The following is a 21652-nucleotide window of genomic DNA, read 5'->3' on the forward strand; positions in this document are numbered from 1 at the left end:
CGAAGTACGACGGCTCCTCGTTGAGGAACGACGACGACTCCAGGTCAGCGGTGGTCGACGGGAAGCCGCCCGACTCCATGAAGACCTTCGTGGACTCCTTCGACGAGTTCAGCCACTTGAGGAAGCCCGCGGCCAGAGCCGGGTTCTTCGACTGCTTCATGACGACCTCGGCGCTGCCGCCGTTGTTCGCCGTGGCGGCCTTCGAGCCGTCGTAGGTCGGCATCGGGGCCACACGCCAGTTGCCCGACGCGTCAGCGACGCTCGCCTCGAGGTTGCCGGGCATCCAGGCGCCGGTGATCAGGGTCGCGATCTCGCCGTTGCCGAGCTGCTTGTACCAGTCGTCGGTCCAGCCGACGGTCTTGGACAGCAGGCCCTTCTCGACGAGCTGGTTCCAGGTCTTCGTCCACTTCTGCACACCGGAGTCGGCGAGGTTGATCGAGACCTTGTCGCCCTTCGTGGTGAAGGGCGTGCCGCCGGCCTGGGCGATCATGCTCGTGGTGAAGCCGGCGTCGCCGGAGTCCGCCGCGATGTAGGCGTTCGGGTCGGCCTGGTGCAGCTTCTCGGCCGCGGTGACGTACTCGTCCCAGGTCGTGGGCACAGCGATGTCGTGCTCGTCGAACACCTTCTTGTTGTAGAACAGCGCCATGGGGCCGGAGTCCTGGGGCAAACCGTAGACCTTGTCGCCGTCGGTGACGGAGCTCCACGTGCTGGCCGCGAACTTGCTCTTCAGGTCGCCGAAGCCGTAGCTGGACAGGTCGAGGAGCGACTCGGACAGCGAGAACTGCGGGATGGCGTAGTACTCGACCTGGGCGACGTCGGGGGCGCCCGAGCCGGCCTTGATCGTGTTCTGCAGCTTGGTGTACTGGTCGGCACCGGTGCCGGCGTTGACGATCTTGACCTTCACCTTGGGGTACTGCTTCTCGAACGCGGCGACCTGGGCCTTCGCGGACGGGGTCCACGACCAGTAGGTCAGCGTCCCGCCCTTCGACAGCGCCGAGTCGATGTCCGACGACGAACCGCCGGAGGAGGAGCCGCCGGAGGCGCAGGCCGCCAGGGCGATGGCGGCGGTGACGCCGATGGCGAGGGCGCTGAGTCCGCGCCGGAGCCTGGTGTTCATGGGGTGCCTTTCACTTCTTCGTGTTGGGGGTGGTGCTGCTGTGGTGCGGACGGGAGACGCGAGCCTCCAGTCCGGGTCTCAGGCCTTGACGGACCCGGCCGCCAGGCCGGACTGCCAGAAGCGCTGCAGGAACAGGAACGCGACCACGATCGGGATGATCGTGAGGAGCGACCCGGTGACGACGAGGTTGTAGATGGGCTGCGCGCCGGAGCCGGTGGCCTGCGCGTTCCACTGGTTCAGGCCGACGGTGAGCGGGTACCACTTCGGGTCGCTCAGCATGATGAGCGGCAGGAAGTAGTTGTTCCACGTGGCCACGACCGCGAACAGCAGCACGGTGACGACACCGGGAGCGAGCAGCCGGAGCGCGATCGTGAAGAAGATCCGGAACTCCCCCGCACCGTCCATGCGGGCGGCCTCGAGCAGTTCGGCGGGGATCGCATCGACCGCGTAGGTCCAGATCAGGTACATGCCGAAGGGGCTGATGAGCGACGGCAGGATGATCGCCCACGGGGTGTTCGTCAGGCCGACCTGCGAGAACAGCAGGAAGGTCGGGACGGCGAGCGCCGTGCCGGGCACCGCGATCGCGCCGAGGACGACCGCGAACACCGCACGGCGGCCGGGGAACGAGAACTTCGCCATGCCGTAGCCCGCGACGGTCGCGAGCAGGGTCGCCCCACCAGCTCCGACGACGACGTACAGCAGCGTGTTGCCGAACCACTGCAGGAAGATGCCGTCGTTGTACGTCACCGTCTCGACGATGTTCTGCCACAGGTTGAAGTCCCCGCCGAACCAGAGTCCGAAGGTGCTCAGCAGCGACGACTGCGTCTTCGTGCTGTTGACCAGCAGGTAGAACAGCGGCGCGAACGAGTAGACGACGAACACGATCATCACGGCGGTCAGCAGCCCGGAGCGCTTCGGCTTCCGGCCGTCGACGGGCGGCTTCGCCTTCCTGGAGGCTCGTCCCGCTCCGCCACGGCCGTCGCGGAGCGTCGTGGTCGCCTCGGTGACGGTGGCCGGAGCGGCAGGACCGGTGGCGGGGTGCTGCAGGGTGCTCATCGGTTCTCCTGACGGGTGCCGCGGACCTGCACGACGTAGGCGATCACGGCGGTGATCACGCCCATGACGATCGCGACGGTGGCGGAGTAGTTGAACTGCTGGCCGCTGAAGGACAGCGAGTAGGCGTACATGTTCGGCGTGAACGAGCTGCCGATGACGTTCGGGGCGAGGGTCTTCAGCAGGTTCGGCTCGTTGAAGAGCTGGAAGCTGCCGATGATCGAGAAGATCGTGGCGATGACCATCGGGCCGCGGAGCGCGGGGAGCTTGATCGAGAACACCGTGCGCATCGGGCCGGCGCCGTCGAGCTCGGCCGCCTCGTACAGCTCGCCGGGGACCGTGCGGAGGGCCGCGTAGAAGATCAGCATGTTGTAGCCGAGGAACTCCCACGTGACGACGTTGCCGATCGAGGTGAGCACCCACGTCGGGCTGAACGGCTGCAGCAGGTCGATGCCCATCGCGTCGTTCGCCGCCCCGGTCAGGCCGAACTGGTTGCCGTAGATGAAGCCCCAGATGAGGGCCGCGACGACGCCCGGGACCGCGTAGGGCAGGAACACCGCGATGCGGAAGAAGCCCGTTCCCCACAGGCGGGCGCTGTCGAGCGCCAGCGCGGCGACGAGCGCCAGGCCGAGCATGATCGGCACCTGGATGACGAGGAACACCGCGACCCGGCCGAACCCCGTCCAGAACTGCGAGTCCTGGAACAGCTGCACGTAGTTGGCGAACCAGACGAACTGGTTGCCGCCGACGAGCTGGTCGCGGAACAGGCTGAGCCAGAGCGCGTACCCGATCGGGACGATGAGCATGAGGACCAGGACGGCGACGAACGGCCCGACGAACAGCCAGCCGGTGTAGCGGCCGCGGGGCTTCGGCCGCCGTCGCGGAGGCGATGCCGGCGAGGCTGCCGGTGCCGTGCGCGCTGCGAGCGTGCTCATGGGACTCCTTTGTCTGCAGCGTTCGGGTGTGGTCGATGGCGTCGTCGTGGGTCGTGCAACGCGGCGTTCCGCGTCGCGATGTTGACGTCAACATCGAATGAGCCGACGATAGCATGGCAACGTCAACATGCGTTACCGTCCGGGGAGGCCGTTCGGGATCCCGCACGGTTGCCGCACGTGTCGAGAGGGATCATCGTGACGACGGAGCCGTCGCCCGGAACCAGGCGTTCCCCCTCGATGGCCGAGGTCGCCGACGCCGCCGGTGTCTCGATGCAGACGGTCTCCCGCGTCGCCCGCGGCTTCGACAACGTCAGCCCCGACACCCGACTCCGCGTCCAGGCCGTGATGACCTCGCTGGGCTACCGGCCGAACCGCGCCGCGCGTGCCCTGCGCTCCGGCCGGTTCCGCACCATCGGCGTGATCATGTTCACGCTGGCGTCCTTCGGCAACATGCGCACGCTCGAGGCCATCGCCGACGCCGCCGGGGTCGCCGACTTCACCATCACCCTGCTGCCAATGGCATCCCGTACGGGCGAAGGGGTCAGGTCGGCCTTCTCGCGCCTGCACGAACAGGCCGTCGACGGGGTCATCATCATCATCGAGTCGCACGTCATCGACACGGCGGAGGTCGCCCTGCCCGACGGCGTCCCGGTCGTGGTCGTCGACTCCACCGGCACGACGGACCACCCGGCGATCGACACCGACCAGACCCAGGGCGCCCGGCTCGCGACGCAACACCTGCTCGACCTGGGCCACGACACCGTCTGGCACGTCGCCGGCCCCTCGTCGTCGTACTCGGCAGCACGCCGGCTCGCCGCGTGGCAGTCGACGCTCGAGCGGGCCGGACGCACGGTGCCACCCGTGTTCCGCGGCGACTGGAACACCTCGTCCGGCTACCGCGCCGGGCTCGAGATCGCCGAACGGCCGGAGATCACCGCCGTGTTCGCCGCGAACGACCAGACGGCGCTCGGGATCCTGCGGGCGTGCCACGAGCTCGGGCGCGCGGTCCCGTCGTCACTGAGCGTGGTGGGCTTCGACGACTCGCCGGAGTCCGACTCGTTCTGGCCGCCGCTGACGACCGTGCACCAGTCCTTCGACGAGGTCGGCCGGCGCGCGGTCGCGACCCTGCTCGCGCAGATCGACGGCGAGGTCGTCGCCACCGCCACGGACCTGGTGCCCGTGCGGCTCGTCGAGCGCGCGAGCACGGCGGCGCCGGCGCGCTGAGCGCGCGCGGCGCGGCGCGGCGCGGCACGGCACGGTGCGCGGTTGGTCCTTCGTGCGAGCCTGACCGCCCGGTGCGAGGTTGTAGCGCCGCACCACCCGTGCAACCTCGCACGGGCCGCGAACCGCGCACGGTGCGGACGGGAGGCTCGTGGCGGCCCGGCACCGGGCCTCCCGTCCGCAGCGTGCGCCGTCGCGCCCGCCTGCCGGCCCGGGAAGCAGGAACGCGCGTGGTGGGTCGGGGATCCCAACCCANGCCGTCCACGAGACGGGCGGCAGCTCGATCGTGACGGTGTCGCCCTCGCGGCGAGCCGTCTCGTTCGTGCGCAGCCCCACGCGCGCCGTGTTCGCGAGGTCGTTGACCGCGTGCAGGTCGTCGTCCCAGACGCCCTCGGCGTGCAGGTCGCCCGTGACGTCGAGCCCGGACAGGTCGATCGTGACCGTCGTGCTCTCGGACAGGTGGCGGTTCACCAGGAACACCGCGGCCTTGCCGTCCTCGATCGTGGCGGCGGAGTCGACCACGGGGACCTGCCCGTACGTGCCGCCGTCGACCGTGTCACCCGATGCGATGACCTGCAGCGAGGTGCCGTGCGCCAGGCGCGAGGTCAGCGAGAACGGGAAGAACGTGGTCTGGCGCCAGGCCTCGCCACCGGGCTCGGTCATGATCGGGCCGATCACGTTGACGAGCTGTGCGATCGACGCCGAGGCAACGCGGTCGGCGTGGCGGAGCAGCGAGATGAGCAGGCCGCCGACGACGACGGCGTCCGCCACGGTGTAGATGTCCTCGAGCAGACGCGGGGCCACGGGCCACTCGTCGATCGTGAACTCCTTCTGCATCTCGTTCCACTTCGAGATCGACCAGACGTTCCACTCGTCGAACGAGATGTCGATGCGCTTGTCCGACTTCTTGTGCGCCTGCACGTGGTCGGCCGCGGTCGTCACGGTGTCGATGAAGCGGTCCATGTTGACGCCGGACGCCAGGAAGGTCGCGAGGTCGTCGCCCTCTTCGTAGTAGGCGTGCGCCGAGATGTAGTCGACGTCGTCGTAGGCGTGCTCGAGGACCGTGCGCTCCCACTCGCCGAAGGTCGGCATCGAGGCACCGGACGACCCGCAGATCACGAGCTCGAGGTCGGGCTGGATCTGGCGCATGCCCTTGGCGGTCATCGCCGCGAGCTTGCCGTAGTCGTCGGCGTTCTTGTGGCCGAGCTGCCAGGGGCCGTCCATCTCGTTGCCCAGGCACCACATCGTGACGCCGAACGGTGCCTCGCGGCCGTTGCGCTTGCGCTCCTCGGAGCGGGCGGTGCCGCCGGGGATGTTCGCGTACTCGAGCAGCTCGATGGCCGCCTCGGTCCCGCGGGTGCCGAGGTTCACGGCGAGCATCAGCTCGGAGTCGACGGAGTCGAGCCACTGCTGGAACTCGTGCAGGCCGACCTCGTTGGTCTCGGTGGAGTGCCATGCCAGGTCGAGGCGCTTCGGACGCTCGTCGACCGGGCCGACGCCGTCCTCCCACTTGTAGCCGGAGACGAAGTTGCCGCCGGGGTAGCGGATGGTCGTGACGCCGAGCTCCTTGACGAGCTCGATGACGTCCTTGCGGAAGCCGTGCTCGTCGGCCGTCTCGTGCGACGGCTCGTGGATGCCGTCGTAGACGTGACGGCCGAGGTGCTCGACGAACCCGCCGAAGAGACGACGGCGCACCGGCCCCACGGTGAAGGCGGCGTCGAGGACGAGGTGTGTGCGGGGCATGGATCTCCTTTGATCAGGCTGTTCGTCGTGCAGGGGTCGTGCGTTCGGTGGCACCCCGTCACGAAAAGTGAGCGCTCACCTGTCCGTAACGCTACCGGTATCCACAGCGCGACGAAAGGGCTGGCGCACCGTGGACACGCGGGCTAATGTGAGCGCTCACGGGACACTGACCCAGGTGTCCTCGCCCGGCCCATCCCGATGGAGTGATGCCATGCCGATCCGACCCGTCCCACCCGTCACGCAGATGCGCGGCGCGGGCTTCTCCCGAAGGAGCCTGCTCGCCGCCGGCGCCGCGGCTGCCACGGTCCTGCCGCTCGCCGCGTGTTCCAGCCCACTCTCCGCCGGTCTCGCCGGCAGTGCCCTGAACCCCGAGACCCTGGTCTTCTGGAACCTGTTCGGCGGCGGTGACGGTCTGCGCATGCAGGAGATGGAGCGCGGCTACGCCAAGCAGCACGGCGGCTCCAGCTCGCTGCAGGCCACCACGTTCGCGTGGGGCAACCCGTACTACTCCAAGGTCACGCTGGCCACCGTCGGCAACAAGCCGCCGGACGTCGCGATCTCGCACCTCACCCGCGCGAAGCCGCTGTGGGACGGCGACCTGCTCGACCCGATCACGTCCGACGACCTGGCCGGCGTCGGCCTCAGCGCGAGCGACTTCAACCAGAAGGCGTGGACGGCGCAGAAGACCGACGGCAAGAACATCTGCATCCCGCTCGACACGCACCCCTTCGTGCTCTTCTACAACGTCGACGTCTGCCAGAAGGCCGGACTGCTCGACGGCGACGGCAAGCTCAAGGACCTCACCGGCGTGGATGCCTTCGAGAGCGCGCTGGCCGCGGTCTCCAAGGTCACCGGTGGCACGGCGCTCAACGTCGCGAACGTCAGCGAGGTCGCGACCCCGTGGCGCTTCTTCTGGACGATGTACAACCAGATCAACGGTGCGACGCCGTTCATCAGCGACGGCGGCGCGAAGCTCACCGTCAACGAGGACGCGTACACGAAGGTCACCGAGATGACCCAGAAGTGGGTCAAGAGCGGCTGGCTCAACAAGGGCCTCGACTACGCCACGGCGCAGACGCTGATGTTCACCGGCAAGGCCGGGTTCTTCATGCAGGGCGAGTGGGAGATCAGCACCGCGCAGTCCATCAAGGGACTGAAGTTCGGCATGGCGCCGGTCCCGCAGCTGTTCGACAAGCCCGCCACCCAGGCCGACTCGCACACCTTCATCCTGCCGCGTAAGGACCGCACGCCGGAGCAGAAGAAGGCGGCGATGCTCTTCATCAAGCAGATGCTCGAGCAGAGCCTCACCTGGGCCCAGGGTGGTCACGTGCCGGCCTACCTGCCGACGTACGACAGCTCCGCGTACAAGAACCTGACCCCGCAGTCGAACTACGCGTCGGCCGCCGAGTCGGCCGTGTTCGACGACGCCGCCTGGTACGGCGGGTCGGGTTCGACGTTCGAGAACACCGTCGGCGCCCAGCTCGCGCTCGTCCAGCAGGGCAGCAGCTCCCCCGCCGCCGCCATGGGTGCGATCAAGTCCCAGCTGTCCACCTACCTCAACACGCCGAGCCCGCTGTGATCAGCCCGACGACCACCACGAACGCCGTGAACACCCTGCGAAAGGCACGATGACGTGACCACAGCACCTGTCCTCGACCGGCCCACGGACGCCGCGTCCGCGCCCCGGAAGCTGCGCACCTACCGCACCAGCCTCACCCGCGGCCAGGGCCGCAGCGGGTGGCTCTTCCTGGCTCCCTTCGGCCTGTTCTACATCGCCTTCCTGCTCGGACCGACCGTGTGGATGCTCGTCACGAGCTTCTTCAACACCTCGACGGTCCGCACCGGACTCGGCAGCTTCGCCGGCTTCTCGAACTACGCGGAGATGCTCGGCCGCGACGACTTCTGGTCGTCGCTCTGGCACACCCTGCAGTTCACGCTCTACACGACGCCGCCGCTGGTCATCCTGGCGTTCGTGTTCGCCGTGCTGACGAACCGCATGAACAAGGGTCAGTGGTTCTTCCGCCTGGCGTTCTTCCTGCCGTTCATCCTGCCCTCGGCGACGATCTCGCTGATCTGGGTGTTCATCTTCACGCCGAGCACCGGCCTGTTCGCGAGCATCCAGTCGCTGCTCGGCATGACCCCGGGCGCCGGTGTGCTCGCCAGCCCGAACACGGCCATGATCGGCGTCGCCCTGGCCACCGTGTGGTGGACGCTCGGCTTCAACTTCGTGCTCTACCTGGCCGGCCTGCAGGAGATCCCGCGCGAGCTGTACGAAGCGGCCGCGGTCGACGGTGCGTCGAACTGGCAGCAGATCAAGTCGATCACGCTGCCGCTGCTCGGCCGCACGACGACCCTGGTCATCCTGCTGCAGATCATCGCCAGCCTGAAGATCTTCGACCAGGTCTACCTGATGACGAACGGCGGCCCGGGCATCTCGACCCAGGTCTCGCTGCAGCTCATCACGGGCGTCGGCTTCACCGACAACCGGCTCGGTGCGGCATCGGCTGCATCGGTGCTCCTGTTCATCGTGATCGTCGCGATCGCGGTCATCCGGCAGCTCGTCGAGCGCGCTGCCGCCAAGCGAGAGATCGGTGCCTGACATGACCGCCACCGAGAGCATCACGACCGAGCGCCCGAAGTACCGCTCCGGCGTCTCGTCGGCCGCACCGACCAGCGCCGCCAAGATCGGTGTCAGCGGCCGTGGGTTCACGATCGCGTCGGGCATCATCCTGACGGTGTTCGCGATCATCTGGCTCATCCCGAGCCTGTTCGCCCTGAAGACGTCGCTCTCCGACAACGGCGTCGCGGCCCTCGGCGCGAACTCGATCCTGTCGAACTGGAACCCGACGCTGCACTCCTACGCGTCGCTGTTCCAGGCCGGCGACATCTGGAACTGGTACCTGGCCAGCGGCATCACGAGCGTCATCACGGCGCTGCTGACGGTGCTGTTCGCCTCGATGGCGGCGTTCGCACTGAGCCGGCTGGTGTTCCGCGGCCGCAACGTCGCGTTCCTGCTGATCATCCTCGGCATCATGATCCCGACGCAGGTCCTGATCATCCCGATCTTCCAGGAGCTCAACTCCGTCGGCCTGCTGAACACCTACTGGTCGGTCATCTTCCCGCAGGTGCCGGCCGTGATCGCGGTGTTCATCTTCAAGCAGTTCTTCGACGGGATCCCCCGCGAGCTCGAGGAGGCCGCACGCATCGACGGCGCGGGCATCTGGAAGGTCTACTGGTCGGTGATCCTGCCGCTGTCGCGTCCGGTCATCGCCGCGGTGACGATCCTGACGTTCGTCGGCGTCTGGAACAACCTGCTGCTGCCGCTGTTCGTCCTGTCGAACCCGGACCTGATGACCATCCCGGTCGGTCTGGCGACGGTCCAGGGCAGCTTCGGCCAGCGCTACGCCGACATCCAGGCCGGTGCGCTGCTCGCGGCGCTGCCGCTCATCATCCTCTACCTGATCTTCCAGCGGCAGATCGTGGAGGGCGTGACGGGTTCCGGCCTCAAGGGCTGACGCCACCACACGACGAAAGGGAGGCCCGGTGCCAGCTGGCACCGGGCCTCCCGTCCGTCGTGTGTCCGGCCGCGGGCACGTCACGCGTGGACGCGCGTGCGCTCCTGCTTCCAGAACCCGCTGAAGGTGATGCGGGACTTCGGCAGCCCCGACCGGTGCAGGTGGCGCCGGCCCTCGGTGGCCAGGGTCGACTCCCCCACGACGAACGCGTAGCCACGGTCGTCGGACGGGGTGTGGCGGCGGAGTTCCTCGAGGGCGGCGGCACCCGGGGTCGCGTGCGGGTCCTGGCGGACGAGCCAGGTCACCGAGACACCGTCGGGGGCGTCGAGCTCCCGCATGTCGGCGGCCGTCGGGACCTCGATGATGATCCGTCCGACGGCGTCCCGCGGCAGCGACGCCGCGATGCCGACGACGCCGGGCAGTCCGGTCTCCTCGGCGACGACGAGCACCTCGGTGGCGTCGTCCGGGCAGTCGAAGATGCAGCCCTGGTCGAGGAAGGCGAGCTCGTCGCCCGGCTGTGCTGCGCAGGCCCAGAGCGCCGCACGGCCCTCGGGCGTGCCGTCGACGTCGGTGTGCACGACGAAGTCGATGTCCAGTTCGGCCGGCGACGTCTCGGTCCCGGGGCGGAAGGCGGCGACGCTGTAGTTCGCGCAGTGCGGGCGGACGTCCTCGGGGATGGCCAGGAACGGCGGCCACCACTTCGCGCCGTCGAGCTCCGGCAGCCGGAACGCGTCCTGGTGCGGGAGCGGCATGAACAGGCGGAACCAGTGGTCGAAGCCGAGGTACCCGAACTCGTGCAGGTCGTCGCCGGTGACGGTGACGCGGTGAATCGACGGCGTCGCGCGCTCGGTCCGGAGGACGCGCGCCCGGAACAGCCGGGGGTTCGTGGGCATGAGCCGCGGGGTCTTCGCCATGAGGCAAGGCTAACCTAAGATGATTCGCGTGCCAGTCTCCGTTCCCGTCCCCACGGACATCCGCCCGCTGACCGCAGGCACGTCGGTCGGCGCAACCGGGGTGCACCGTGCGACGCTCCGCCGGCGGTCACTGCTGGTCGTCGTCATGGTCGTGGCGCTCGCCGTCACGAGCGTGCTGAGCATGCTGCTCGGCAGCAACCACATCGGCGTCGACCGGGTCCTGGCCGGGCTGCTGCACACCGGCACGAGCACCGACGACGCCATCGTGTGGGGCTCCCGGATCCCCCGCACGCTCATCGGCGCGACCGTCGGTGCAGCGCTCGGCATCGCGGGGCTGCTCATGCAGGGACACACGCGCAACCCGCTCGCCGACCCCGGCCTGTTCGGGGTCTCGGCCGGCGCGGGGCTCGCCGTGGTGGTCGGCGTCTACGTCTTCGGCATCACGAACACGGGTGTGACGGTGTGGTTCGCCCTGGCCGGCGCGGTCGTCGCCAGCGTCGTCGTGTTCTCGGTCACGATCGCGGGCAGCGGGACGGCGAGCCCCGTGCCGCTCGCCCTCGCCGGAGCCGCGGTGTCAGCACTGCTGGGCGCCGTGACGTCGTTCATCGTCCTCACCGACCGGGACTCGCTCGACGCGTACCGCCTGTGGGTGGTCGGGTCCCTGTCCGGACGGCAGCTCGACGTGCTCGGTGCGACCTGGCCGTTCCTGGTCGTGGGGCTCGTGCTCGCGGTCGCCAACGTCCGCGCGCTCGACGCCCTCGGGCTGGGCGCCGACCTGGCGCGGGGCCTCGGGGAGAACGTGCTCGTCGCACGCCTGGTCGGCCTGGGCGGCATCACCCTGCTGGCCGCCGGAGCGACGGCGGCGGCGGGCCCGATCGGCTTCGTCGGTCTGACCGTCCCGCACGTGGCACGAGCCCTCGTCGGGACGGGCCACCGATGGGCGTTGCCGGCGTCGGCGCTGCTCGGGGCCGCGCTGGTGCTGCTCGCGGACGTGGTCGGCCGGCTCATCGGCGGGTTCGCCGAGGTCGAGGTCGGGATCGTGCTCGCCGTGATCGGCGGCCCGGTGTTCGTCGCCGTCGCCCGACGTCGATCGCTGGTGTCGCTGTGAGCGGGCGGGTGCTCGCCGACGCCGGCGTCGTCGCACCGCACCCCGGTCCGCGCCGGGGCGTCCGCATCGGGCCGATCGGACTCGCCTGGCGCCCACGGGTGTTCGGCATGACCGTCGGCGCGGTCGTGGTGGCCGTGCTGCTCGTGGTGCTCGGCGTCGCGATCGGCTCGACGTGGATCGCACCGGGTGTCGTCATCCGGTCGCTGGTCGGGCTCGAGAGCGGCCCCGACGCCTTCATCGTCACCGCACTCCGACTGCCCCGGGTGCTCACCGGGGCGCTCGTCGGGCTGACGCTCGCCGTTGCCGGGGCGCTGACACAGACCTTCACGCGGAACCCGCTCGGCACGCCCGACATCATCGGGGTGACCTCGGGCGCCAGCGTCGGCGCGGTGGCCGCCGTGGTGCTCGGGGGCGGGAGCTCCGCCATCAGCACGCTCGTGCTCGGCGGCGGCATCCCGGTCGCGGCCACGATCGGCGCACTGGTCGCCGCCGTCACCGTCTACGGGCTCGGCTGGCGCGGCGGCGTGCAGAGCTACCGGCTCGTGCTGGTCGGGATCGGGGTGAGCGCCACGCTCGACGCGGTCACCAGCTACCTGCTCGTCCGTGCCCAGATCACCCAGGCCACCGCGGCGTCGCAGTGGCTCGTCGGCAGCCTGTCGAGCACGTCGTGGTCGAGCGTCTGGCCGCTGCTCGCCGTGGCCGTGGTGGCGGTGCCCATCGCCCTGGCGACGAGCGCGGCGCTCGGCATCGGTCAGCTCGGGGACGAGGTCGCGGTCGGCGTCGGGCTCGGCATCCAGCGACACCGGCTGCTCGTGATCGCCCTGGCCGTCGTGCTCACCGCCGCCGCCGTGGCCGCCGCGGGCCCGGTCGGCTTCGTGGCCTTCGTCGTGCCGCAGATCGCCCTCCGACTGGCGGGGACCAACCGTCCGCCACTGCTGCTGTCCGCGGCGCTCGGGGCGGTCCTCGTCCTCGGCGCCGACCTGCTCGCCCGCTCGGCGTTCCCGTGGCAGGTGCCGGTCGGCATCGTCACGACCGTCATCGGCGCCCCGTACCTGATCTGGCTGCTCGTCCGCCACCGCAAGGAGATGTCCCGATGACCCCGTCCGTGCTCGAGGCCCGCGGGCTCTCCGTCGGCTACGACCGCCACCCCGTGCTGCAGGACCTCGACCTGTCGATCGAGCGCGGCACCGTGACCACGTTCCTCGGGGCGAACGGCTGCGGCAAGTCAACGCTGCTCAAGGCCTTCGGGCGGGTGCTCAAGCCCATCGCGGGCGAGGTCCACCTGGACGGCGTCCCGATCCGCTCGGAGCCGAACCGCGCCGTCGCCCGCAAGCTCGCCATCCTGCCCCAGTCCCCCGTCGCCCCGGCCGGCACCACCGTGCTCGACCTGGTCATGCGCGGCCGCAACCCGCACCAGTCCTGGGCGAAGCCGTGGACCGCCGAGGACGCCGCCGTCGCCGAGGACGCCATCGCCGCCACGGGGCTGACGGCGGTGGCCCACCGCGACGTCGCGAGCCTGTCCGGCGGTCAGCGGCAGCGTGCGTGGATCGCCCTCGTGCTCGCGCAGCACGCCGACACCCTGCTGCTCGACGAGCCCACGACCTACCTCGACCTGGCCCACCAGCTCGAGGTCCTGCGGCTCGTCCGGCGGATCAACCGCGACCAGGGCGCGACGGTCGTCATGGTGCTCCACGACCTGACGCTCGCCGCCCGGTACTCGGACCGCCTGGTCGTGCTGCACGACGGCGGCGTCGTCGCCGACGGCACGCCGCACGAGGTGCTGACGCCCGCCGTCCTGGCCGAGGCGTTCGGACTCCACGCCCGCGTCGTCCCGGACCCGGTGACCGGGGCGCCGATGGTCGTGCCCGAGGCCGACGAACACGACCTCGACCACGTCACGGGTCTCGCCGACTCGACTTACTTAGGTTAGGCTCCCCTAATGTGAAGCTCCGATCGATTCTCCTGACCGCAGTGGCCGCATCGGCCCTCCTCCTGGCCGGCTGCTCGAGCACCGGGACGACCGGATCGTCCGCGGGCAGCGGTTCCTCCGCGGCCGCTGGCGGTGCCTGGTCGTACGAGGACGCCACGGGCACCACCGTCAAGGTCGACCACACGCCGAAGCGGGTCGTCGTCCTCAACGACATCGCGATCTCGTTCGTGCAGTACGGTCTGCGCCCGGTCGGTACCTTCGGGCAGCTGACGATGGCTTCCGACGCGCGGTTCAAGGGCCTCGACACCGACGGCATCACCCAGCTCGGCAAGGCGTACGGCGACATCGACCTCGAGCAGCTCGCGGCGCTGAAGCCCGACCTCGTGGTCACCTCCGTGTACCCGACGGACGAACAGGGCACGCTCGACCCGAAGGCGCCGGGCTACGGCTTCAAGGACAAGGCGCAGGAGAAGCAGATCGCGGCCATCGCCCCGATCGTCCAGGTCAAGTGGGGCGGCAAGGGCCTCGACGTGATCAAGGACATCAGCGGGCTCGCCGAGTCGCTCGGGGCGAAGGAGTCGACGGTCGCCGCTGCCGAGAAGCGCTTCGACTCCGCGAAGGACGAACTCACCGCGGCGACGAAGCGACAGGACCTGCGGGTCGTCTCGATGTACGCCGACGGCGACGGCGCCTACGTCACCCGCCCCGCTGACGAACCGACCCTGCAGATGTACCGCGACTTCGGTGTCGACCTCGTCACCCCGAAGCCGAAGGGCTACTACTGGGGGATCTACAGCTGGGAGAACGCGGGCCAGATCAGCGGTGACGTGCTGTTGCTGTCACAGCAGGGGTACCAGGTCGCCGACCTCGAGAAGCAGCCGACGTTCGCCGACAACACGGCACTGCAGGCCGGCCAGGTCCACAGCTGGACGTTCCCGGCACTCGACTACGCCTCGCAGGCGCAGTACATGACGCAGCTGGCGGGCTGGCTCGACGACAGCAAGAAGCTGTCCTAGACCCACGCCGATCCGGACGGGAGGCCCGGTGCCAGCTGGCACCGGGCCTCCCGTCCGTCGCGTGGTCAGTCCTTCGGCAGCAGCGGAGCCCAGAACGCATCGGGGCCGTCGGCGACGACGGCCTCCGGGTCGAAGCGGAAGCCGTACTCGCCGACGAACTCGGCCGCGCCGGCGACCTCGTCCTGTTCGTCGTCGCGGTCGGGCTCGAACAGGTACACGCCGTGCCCCATCGGGACACCGCTGTCACTGATGACGGTCAGGTCCCAACGGCCCTCCTCGGCGCGCTCGATCCGGACGACGGCAGCCTGTGCGGCGGTGAAGTCAGCCATGTCGCGGATCGTACGCCGCGGTGCTCCGGGTCAGCGCAGCGCTCCGACCGCGGCCTTCGTCGCGGCGGCGACCAGGGCGTCGTCGGTCGTGGCGTCCGGCTGGTCCCGGCTCGTCATGACCACGACCACGACCGGGGCACGACCGGCCGGGTAGACCACCGCGATGTCGTTCCGGACGCCGTACTCCCCCGTGCCCGTCTTGTCGGCGACCGGCCACGTCGGATCGACGCCCGCGCGGACCGTTGCCGCACCCGTGGTGTTGTCGAGCATGGTGTCGCGCAGGAACGTCCGGTCCGTCGTGTCGAGGGTCGTCCCGAGCAGCACCTTCCGCAGGTCGGTGACGAACTGCGCCGGCGTCGTGGTGTCGCGCGGGTCACCCGGCGTCGCCTCGTTGAGCTCGGGTTCGAGGCGGTCGACGTTCGTCGTGCGGTCGCCGATCCCGCGCAGGTACCGCTCGACGGCGTCCGGACCGCCGACCCGCTCGACGAGCAGGTTCGCCGCGGTGTTGTCGCTGAAGCGCAGGGCCGCGTCGACCAGCTCCCGCACCGTCATCCCGGAGTCGACGAACCGGCTCGTGACCGGGGCGTAGGACAGCAGGTCGCCTCGGTCGTAGTGCACGACGGTGTCGAGGTCGGCGTCCGATGACCCCGCCAGGACCGCCGCGGCGATGAACACCTTGTTCGTCGACGCGAACGCGAAGCGCTCCCCCGACCGGTACGCGACGCGGTGTCCGGAGCCGGTGTCGACCGCCACGACGCCCAGGCGCGCGTCGTGCTGCCGCTCGAGCTGTCGGAACGAGGCGTCGTCCGATCGCTGGGACGCGCCCGTGCCCGTCGTCGCTGCCGCCGCCGCTGCCCCCGTCGACGTCGCGGTCGAGGCAGCCGGCGTGGCGCCTCCGCTGCAGCCGGCCGCCGCCAGCACGACCGCCAGGCCGATCGCCGACGAGGAGACGATCGTCGTTGCACGCATGCCGCCAGTATCCGACACCGACCTGCGTCACGGTCGAACACTGTCGCGCAGGCGCGCGCCGGCCGAGCGGAAGGCATCGCCGAGCGTCGCATCGTCTGCTGACGCCCAGATCTCGAGGGACACCCGCAGCGCCAGGAGCGTGATCGGCACCACGAACGGATCCGGACACCGCCAGACGCTCCGGAGGTCGACCACCTGCTCCGCGTCCCGCGCAGCCATCGCAGCCGACAGCGCCGGATCGGAGACGACGAGGTCCCAGATCCTCCGGAGCCGCTCGCGCCCTCCGGTCCGGTCCGCCTCCATCCGGCCGAGGCACTGGAGGACCCGCTCCGTGACGGCCTCGAAGTCGACGGGGTCGCGAACGAGCGCGCCGACGAACCGGTGGACGTGGTGCACGCCGAACCGGAACGCGTCCACCTTCGCGGGGCAGTACCGGAAGAAGGTCCGCTGGGTCATGTCCGCCTCGGCCGCGATGTCCTGCGCCGTGACGGCGTCGAAGCCCCGCTGTGCGACGAGCGTGACAGCGGCCGTCTCGATCGCCAACCACATCGCCGTGCGATGTCGGACGCGGACCCCCGGGTCGAACTCCATCGGGACCCGGGGCGTCGGAAGCGGCTGCTGGCGTCTCGCGTTCGTCATCCTCTGGATGCTGACAGTCGCTGACGGAAGTCAGAGGCACACAGGGAGCATCTGTGGACAGCCGCCGGTACGCTCGCGCCATGCCCGCCGCCGCGCCGCCCGGCGACCCGCGCGTCACGGCGCTGCTGGCATGAGGGATCAGGAGCGGGACAGGCGCTCCACCGTCGCGTGGGCGCCGTCGTCGATCAGTCCGTCGAGCGCGTCGCGGTAGGCCGTGACGAACCGCTCGTCGTCGGCCAGGTCCCCGAACACCGCACGGTTCTCGATGAAGGCGAGCCGGTCCTCCCGCTGGCTGAGCGCGATGCGGTTGAGCGAGTCGGCGAGCCGGTCGACGATCGTGATGGGCTCGCCCGACTCGTCCGTCCCCTCGGCGTAGCGCGCCCACGAAGCGACGATGCCCGCGGACAGGGCGACCGGGCCGCCGGAAGCCAGGTTGTCGCGCACGACCGGCAGCAGCCACTTCGGGATGCGGTCGCTCGACTCCGCGCACAGGCGCGCCAGCGTGTCGCGCACCTCTGGGTTCTGGAACCGCTCGATGAGCGTCGCCTTGTAGTCGTCGAGGTCGATGCCGGGGACGGCCTTGAGCGTCGGCGTGCCCTCCTCGTCCATGTAGCGCCGCAGGAAGGTCGCGATGGCGGGGTCCTGGGTCGCCTCGTGGGCGTACCGGTACCCGGCCAGGTACCCGAAGTAGCACAGCCCCTGGTGGCTGGCGTTGAGCAGCCGCAGCTTCATGAGCTCGTAGGGCTCGACGTCGTCGACGAGCTGCACGTCGGCGTCCTCGTACGGCGGACGTCCCGCCGGGTGGTCGTCCTCGAGCACCCACTGGAAGAACGGCTCGGCGACGACGGGCCACGCGTCCTCGATGCCGAGGTCGTCGCGCACCGACGCGCGGTCCTCGTCGGTCGTCACGGGCGTGATCCGGTCCACCATCGAGTTCGGGAAGTGCACGTGCTCGTCCATCCAGTCGGCGAAGGACGGGTCCTGCAGGCGGGCGTAGGCGGTGAACATCTCCCGTGCGACGTGGCCGTTGCCCTGGATGTTGTCGCACGACATCACGGTGAAGGGCTCGAGCCCGCGGTCGCGCCGTCGACGCAGCGCCTCGACGACCAAGCCGAAGACCGTGTGCGGCGGCTGGTCCCCGGACAGGTCCGCGACGACACCGGGCTCGTCCGCCACGAACTCCCCCGTCACGTGGTCGAAGTTGTACCCACCCTCGGTGATGGTCAGGCTGACGATCCGGGTGTCGGTCGAGGCCATCTTCTCGATGACCGCATCGGGGTCGTCGACCGCCAGCAGGTAGTCGACGATGCTGCCGATGACCCGGGCCTCGCGAGTGCCGTCCGCGTGCTTGAGGACGAGCGTGTACAGGCCGCCCTGGGTCGCCATCGCCTCGGCCATGCGGCGGTCCTGCTCGAGGACCCCGACGCCGCAGATGCCGAAGTCACGAGCCTCGCCCTGCTGCAGCAGACGGTCGATGACCATGGCCTGGTGCGCACGGTGGAAGCCGCCGACGCCGAAGTGGACGATGCCGGCGGTGATCCCGGCCCGGTCGTACGTCGGGACCGCGACACCGCTCGCGGCGATCTCGTCGAGGGTGTCCGGAGACAGGCGAACGGACATCGGTACTCCTTCGTACGGTGGTGATGGCCCGGCCAGTCAATCACGGAACAGTTGTTCTGCACCGTCGTTCACCGGCGATCGTAGTCGGGGGACAAGCCTGAGCATCCACTCGTGCTCGTTGCACCGAGTGCATCGATGCACTTAGTGTTCACGTCGTGACCCTGTCGATCGACCGTCGTGCTGCCCTCAAGGCGAAGCACCGTGCTGCGATCCTGCAGGCCGCGCGGGAACTGGTCGACGAGCGCGGTGGCCGTGGTTTCAGCGTGGACGAGCTCGCGGCTCGGGCCGACGTCGCCCGTCGCACGGTGTTCAACCACTTCTCCTCGCTCGACGAGATCCTGCTGACCGTCTGCGAAGAGGTCCTCAGCGTGATCATCGACCGGTTCCTCGCCGACATGGCGAACACACCCGTCGGCGACGGCACCCGGTCGGCGATGTTCGACGAGCTCGAGTCGGCCGCCCGCGGAGCCGACCTCGCACCCGCGATCGTCCGGATGCAGACGATCCTCGGCGAGCCCGACGAGGAGACCGACGCCAAGGCCGCCGTGCTGACGCAGACGGCGTTCACCCGGGTCACCGGCCGGCTCCGCGACGAGGTCGCCCGCCGGCACCCCGCCGCCGACGCCCTCGATGCCGCGCTGCTCGTCGAGTCGCTCATGAGCGGCATCGTCGTCATCGCCGAACACTGGCTCACCACGACGGGCCCGCGGCTCGACCAAGCGGCCCTCGACGACTGGGACGCCCTGCTCGCGCGACTCGTGCACAGTGTCCGCAGCGGCTACATGGCCGACCACTAGACGCACCACCAGGGGTCCGCCGGCGTGCCCCGCACCCACAGCACCACCCTCTACGAAAGGAACGGGGCACCGCATGGCCGGTCTGCTCTACCGCCTCGGACGATTCTCCGCACGGCGGCACTGGCTCGTGATCATCACGTGGATCGTGGTGATGGGCATCGCGGGCGGCACGTACGCCCTGTTCGCCGGGACCATCTCCTCGTCGATCACCATCCCGGGCACCAAGACCAGCCAGGTCCAGGACGAGCTCGCGGACAAGTTCCCGAGCGCGAACGGCGGCACCGGCACGCTCGTGTTCACCACGAAGGACGGCGCGGCGTTCTCGGACGCACAGAAGACCGGCGTCGCGGACTTCCTCAAGGACGTCGAACAGCTCAAGGGCGTCAAGGGCGCCACGAGCGGGTTCGACACCCAGAAGCGGCTCGACGACCAGCGGCAGAAGCTCGTCGACGGCAAGCAGCAGATCACGGACGGCCGCGCCCAACTGACGCAGCAGCAGGCCACGATCGACTCCGGTCTCCAGCAGGTCACGCAGGGCCAGCAGCAGCTCGATGCGCAGAAGCAGCAGGCCTCCGCGCTGACGGGCGCCGCGGCCGAGGCGGCGCAGCAGCAGCTCACGGCCGCCCAGTCCGAGCTCGACGCGAACAAGGCTCAGCTCACCGAGGGGCAGGCGAAGCTCGACGCGGCGAAGGACAAGCTCGACGCCAACGCGACCGAGCTGACGCAGGGCACGAAGCTGCTGGACCTGTCGAAGGACATCCGCTTCGTGTCGAAGAACGACAGCACGGTGATCGGGACGGTCCAGTTCACGAAGTCGACCTACGAGGTGCCCGCGTCCACGAAGACCGCGATCTCGGACAAGGCCGACGACGCCAAGATCGACGGCGTCGAGGTCTACGTGTCGAACGACATCGCCCAGGGCGTGCCGTCGATCCTGGGACCCGGCGAGATCGGCGGCGTGATCATCGCCGCGATCGTGCTGTTCCTGATGCTCCGCACGGTGATCGGCGCCGCGGTCCCGCTCGTGTCGGCCGTGCTCGGCGTCGGCGTCGCGTCACTCGCGGCCCTGTCCTTCTCGAGCCTGGTCGAGTTCATCTCGGTCACGCCGGTGCTGGGGGTGATGCTGGGCCTGGCGGTCGGCATCGACTACTCGCTCTTCATCCTGAACCGCCACCGCACCCAGCTCAAGCAGGGCATGCCGGTGCACGAGTCCATCGGCCTGGCGAACGGCACCTCGGGCAACGCCGTGGTCTTCGCGGGCGCCACGGTCATCGTCGCGCTGCTCGCGCTCAACATCACCGGCATCCCGTTCCTCGGCCTCATGGGCACGGTCGGCGCGGTCGCGGTCTTCTTCGCGATCTGCATCGCCACGTCGTTCACCCCGGCGCTGCTGTCGCTCATCGGCATGCGGATCCTGCGGCGCAAGGAGCGGGAGCGCATCGGCAACACGGGCTCGACCCGCGTGCCGAACAAGCCGATGTCGACCTGGCGCGCGGTCATCACGCTCGTCGCGGGCGTCGCGGTGCTCGGCACGATCGCCCTCCCGGCAACGCAGATGCGCCTCGGCCTGCCGAGCGGCTCGTCCGAAGCCGTCGACTCCAGCCAGTACAAGGCGTACAAGGCGCTCGACAAGGAGTTCGGCGCCGGCCAGAACGGTCCGCTGCTGGTCGTGGCGACCCTGCCGAAGGCGGTCAGCGCGGACGACGTCACCGCGACCGAGGTCACCATCGGGCAGGCGATCGCGAAGAACGACGACGTCGATGCGGTGCTGCCGATCGGCGCCTCGAAGTCACGCGAGGTCATCGCCTTCCAGGTGAAGCCGAACGGCGGCCCGGACAGCGTCTCGACCGAGAACCTGGTCAAGGACCTGCGCACGCAGGACGTGAGCGTGGACGACGGCACGGTCTCGCTCGGGGTCGCGGGCAACGCGTCGGCGAACATCGACGTGTCCGAGAAGCTGTCGAACGTGCTGCCGCTCTACCTGGCGGTCGTGGTCGGGCTGTCCCTGATCATCCTCATCATCGTGTTCCGGTCGTTCCTCGTGCCGATCACGGCCACGGCGGGCTTCATCCTGTCGGTGCTGGCGTCGTTCGGTGGCCTGACCGCGATCTACCAGTTCGGCTGGCTCGGCAGCGTGTTCGGGGTGCACGACCCCGCGCCGATCCTGAGCTTCCTGCCCATCATCGAGATCGGCATCCTGTTCGGGCTCGCGATGGACTACCAGCTGTTCCTGGTGTCGGGCATGCGTGAGGCCTACGCCCACGGCGCGAACGCGAAGGTGGCCGTCCAGCGCGGTCTGCACGCGGGTCGCGCGGTGGTCACGGCAGCGGCGATCATCATGATCTCGGTGTTCGCGGGCTTCATCTTCTCGGACTCCTCCACGATCAAGCCGATCGGCTTCGGCCTGGCGTTCGGTGTGCTCGTCGACGCGTTCGTCGTGCGCATGCTGCTCATCCCGGCGGCGATGCACCTGCTCGGCGAGAGCGCCTGGTGGTTCCCGAAGTGGCTCGACCGCATCGTGCCGGACGTCGACGTCGAGGGCGCCAAGCTCGAGCGCTCCCACCCCGGCGACCGCCACGAGATGCCGCGCGAGTCGACGCACACGGGGACGCACGTCCTGCCGGTCGCGCCGGACGCCGCGACGCACGACTCGGGGCACCCGCCAGCGCACCGCGCGTAGCGGGGAGCACCGCGCCCATCGCACCACCCTGGAGGCCCGGTGCCGGTCCACGAGACCGGCACCGGG

The 21652-nt window shown here is 69.8% G+C and carries 18 protein-coding genes and 1 pseudogene; 10 read left to right on the top strand and 9 right to left on the bottom strand.

Annotated elements, in window-relative coordinates; genetic code table 11:
• From ASG04_RS02070 to ASG04_RS02080, 3 genes are all read right to left on the bottom strand, one after another.
• The coding region (locus tag ASG04_RS02070) for an ABC transporter substrate-binding protein (protein WP_235515399.1) at positions 1-1117 on the bottom strand (1117 nt) is incomplete at its 3' end.
• Between the two features lie 78 nt (positions 1118-1195).
• The gene (locus ASG04_RS02075) at positions 1196-2173 is read right to left on the bottom strand and encodes a carbohydrate ABC transporter permease (protein ID WP_056119490.1); all 978 of its coding nucleotides are present in this window, start codon (positions 2171-2173) and stop codon (positions 1196-1198) included.
• Entirely contained in the window at positions 2170-3105 is a 936-nt protein-coding gene (locus tag ASG04_RS02080) for a carbohydrate ABC transporter permease (protein WP_056119493.1), read from the bottom strand. Before ASG04_RS02080 ends, ASG04_RS02075 begins: the two co-directional genes overlap by 4 nt.
• 237 nt (positions 3106-3342) lie before the next feature.
• Here ASG04_RS02080 and ASG04_RS02085 point away from each other — a divergent pair, with 237 nt between their 5' ends.
• A complete protein-coding gene (locus ASG04_RS02085) occupies positions 3343-4329 on the top strand; it encodes a LacI family DNA-binding transcriptional regulator (RefSeq protein WP_082517732.1) in 987 nt (328 codons plus the stop codon).
• A 253-nt stretch (positions 4330-4582) separates the two neighbouring features.
• Here the strand turns inward: ASG04_RS02085 and ASG04_RS02090 are convergent.
• Positions 4583-6069 (bottom strand): annotated as a pseudogene (locus tag ASG04_RS02090) (alpha-N-arabinofuranosidase); the annotation flags it as partial.
• Positions 6070-6280: 211 nt separating this feature from the next.
• On the opposite strand from ASG04_RS02090, the gene ASG04_RS02095 reads away from it, so the two are divergent.
• The 3 genes from ASG04_RS02095 to ASG04_RS02105 are packed head-to-tail and all read left to right on the top strand — an operon-like array spanning position 6281 to position 9584.
• On the top strand, positions 6281-7648 hold the full coding sequence (locus tag ASG04_RS02095; protein ID WP_056119499.1) for an extracellular solute-binding protein: 1368 nt from the start codon (positions 6281-6283) through the stop codon (positions 7646-7648).
• 54 nt (positions 7649-7702) lie between these two features.
• Complete coding sequence (locus ASG04_RS02100) at positions 7703-8668, top strand: carbohydrate ABC transporter permease (RefSeq protein ID WP_082517733.1); 966 nt, start codon at positions 7703-7705, stop codon at positions 8666-8668.
• Position 8669: 1 nt separating this feature from the next.
• Positions 8670-9584, top strand: coding sequence for a carbohydrate ABC transporter permease (locus ASG04_RS02105; protein ID WP_056119501.1), 915 nt, complete (start codon positions 8670-8672; stop codon positions 9582-9584).
• Between the two features lie 80 nt (positions 9585-9664).
• Here ASG04_RS02105 and ASG04_RS02110 read toward each other — a convergent pair whose 3' ends face one another.
• A complete protein-coding gene (locus tag ASG04_RS02110; RefSeq protein ID WP_056119504.1) occupies positions 9665-10498 on the bottom strand; it encodes a siderophore-interacting protein in 834 nt (277 codons plus the stop codon).
• Positions 10499-10526: 28 nt separating this feature from the next.
• On the opposite strand from ASG04_RS02110, the gene ASG04_RS02115 reads away from it, so the two are divergent.
• From ASG04_RS02115 to ASG04_RS02130, 4 genes are read left to right on the top strand one after another with little or no spacing between them, the layout of a single operon-like run.
• On the top strand, positions 10527-11606 hold the full coding sequence (locus ASG04_RS02115; protein ID WP_235515400.1) for a FecCD family ABC transporter permease: 1080 nt from the start codon (positions 10527-10529) through the stop codon (positions 11604-11606).
• Positions 11603-12703 carry a FecCD family ABC transporter permease gene (locus tag ASG04_RS02120; RefSeq protein ID WP_235515401.1) on the top strand — a complete coding sequence of 367 codons (1101 nt, stop codon included), beginning with the start codon at positions 11603-11605 and terminating at the stop codon, positions 12701-12703. The genes ASG04_RS02115 and ASG04_RS02120 overlap by 4 nt, the downstream gene beginning before the upstream one ends.
• Positions 12700-13536, top strand: a complete 837-nt coding sequence (locus ASG04_RS02125) for an ABC transporter ATP-binding protein (protein WP_056119507.1) — start codon at positions 12700-12702, stop codon at positions 13534-13536. Before ASG04_RS02120 ends, ASG04_RS02125 begins: the two co-directional genes overlap by 4 nt.
• A gap of 11 nt (positions 13537-13547) precedes the next feature.
• On the top strand, positions 13548-14552 hold the full coding sequence (locus ASG04_RS02130) for an ABC transporter substrate-binding protein (protein WP_156463482.1): 1005 nt from the start codon (positions 13548-13550) through the stop codon (positions 14550-14552).
• 65 nt (positions 14553-14617) lie between these two features.
• Here the strand turns inward: ASG04_RS02130 and ASG04_RS02135 are convergent, their stop codons facing one another.
• The 4 genes from ASG04_RS02135 to ASG04_RS02150 form a co-directional block, all read right to left on the bottom strand.
• Positions 14618-14881, bottom strand: a complete 264-nt coding sequence (locus ASG04_RS02135) for a hypothetical protein (protein WP_056119513.1) — start codon at positions 14879-14881, stop codon at positions 14618-14620.
• Positions 14882-14911: 30 nt separating this feature from the next.
• A complete protein-coding gene (bla, locus tag ASG04_RS02140; protein ID WP_056119515.1) occupies positions 14912-15850 on the bottom strand; it encodes a class A beta-lactamase in 939 nt (312 codons plus the stop codon).
• Positions 15851-15877: 27 nt separating this feature from the next.
• A complete protein-coding gene (locus ASG04_RS02145) occupies positions 15878-16489 on the bottom strand; it encodes a TetR family transcriptional regulator (RefSeq protein WP_082517735.1) in 612 nt (203 codons plus the stop codon).
• 138 nt (positions 16490-16627) lie between these two features.
• Positions 16628-18109 carry a mannitol dehydrogenase family protein gene (locus ASG04_RS02150; RefSeq protein ID WP_056119520.1) on the bottom strand — a complete coding sequence of 494 codons (1482 nt, stop codon included), beginning with the start codon at positions 18107-18109 and terminating at the stop codon, positions 16628-16630.
• A 155-nt stretch (positions 18110-18264) separates the two neighbouring features.
• On the opposite strand from ASG04_RS02150, the gene ASG04_RS02155 reads away from it, so the two are divergent.
• On the top strand, positions 18265-18906 hold the full coding sequence (locus ASG04_RS02155; RefSeq protein WP_056119522.1) for a TetR/AcrR family transcriptional regulator: 642 nt from the start codon (positions 18265-18267) through the stop codon (positions 18904-18906).
• Positions 18907-18979: 73 nt separating this feature from the next.
• Positions 18980-21586: an MMPL family transporter gene (locus ASG04_RS02160; RefSeq protein WP_056119524.1), complete on the top strand. Its 2607-nt coding sequence runs from the start codon at positions 18980-18982 to the stop codon at positions 21584-21586.
• The last annotated feature ends 66 nt before the right edge of the window (positions 21587-21652 follow it).

This window comes from Curtobacterium sp. Leaf183 (assembly GCF_001424385.1).
GTDB lineage: Bacteria > Actinomycetota > Actinomycetes > Actinomycetales > Microbacteriaceae > Curtobacterium.

What these genes read in the sequence shown, in the direction of transcription:
- ASG04_RS02075 (WP_056119490.1), bottom strand. Translation starts at nt 2,173, where the DNA reads ATGAGCACCCTGCAGCACCCCGCCACCGGTCCTGCCGCTCCGGCCACC.
- ASG04_RS02080 (WP_056119493.1), bottom strand. Translation starts at nt 3,105, where the DNA reads ATGAGCACGCTCGCAGCGCGCACGGCACCGGCAGCCTCGCCGGCATCG.
- ASG04_RS02085 (WP_082517732.1), top strand. Translation starts at nt 3,343, where the DNA reads ATGGCCGAGGTCGCCGACGCCGCCGGTGTCTCGATGCAGACGGTCTCC.
- ASG04_RS02095 (WP_056119499.1), top strand. Translation starts at nt 6,281, where the DNA reads ATGCCGATCCGACCCGTCCCACCCGTCACGCAGATGCGCGGCGCGGGC.
- ASG04_RS02105 (WP_056119501.1), top strand. Translation starts at nt 8,670, where the DNA reads ATGACCGCCACCGAGAGCATCACGACCGAGCGCCCGAAGTACCGCTCC.
- ASG04_RS02110 (WP_056119504.1), bottom strand. Translation starts at nt 10,498, where the DNA reads ATGGCGAAGACCCCGCGGCTCATGCCCACGAACCCCCGGCTGTTCCGG.
- ASG04_RS02125 (WP_056119507.1), top strand. Translation starts at nt 12,700, where the DNA reads ATGACCCCGTCCGTGCTCGAGGCCCGCGGGCTCTCCGTCGGCTACGAC.
- ASG04_RS02135 (WP_056119513.1), bottom strand. Translation starts at nt 14,881, where the DNA reads ATGGCTGACTTCACCGCCGCACAGGCTGCCGTCGTCCGGATCGAGCGC.
- bla (WP_056119515.1), bottom strand. Translation starts at nt 15,850, where the DNA reads ATGCGTGCAACGACGATCGTCTCCTCGTCGGCGATCGGCCTGGCGGTC.
- ASG04_RS02145 (WP_082517735.1), bottom strand. Translation starts at nt 16,489, where the DNA reads ATGACGAACGCGAGACGCCAGCAGCCGCTTCCGACGCCCCGGGTCCCG.
- ASG04_RS02150 (WP_056119520.1), bottom strand. Translation starts at nt 18,109, where the DNA reads ATGTCCGTTCGCCTGTCTCCGGACACCCTCGACGAGATCGCCGCGAGC.
- ASG04_RS02160 (WP_056119524.1), top strand. Translation starts at nt 18,980, where the DNA reads ATGGCCGGTCTGCTCTACCGCCTCGGACGATTCTCCGCACGGCGGCAC.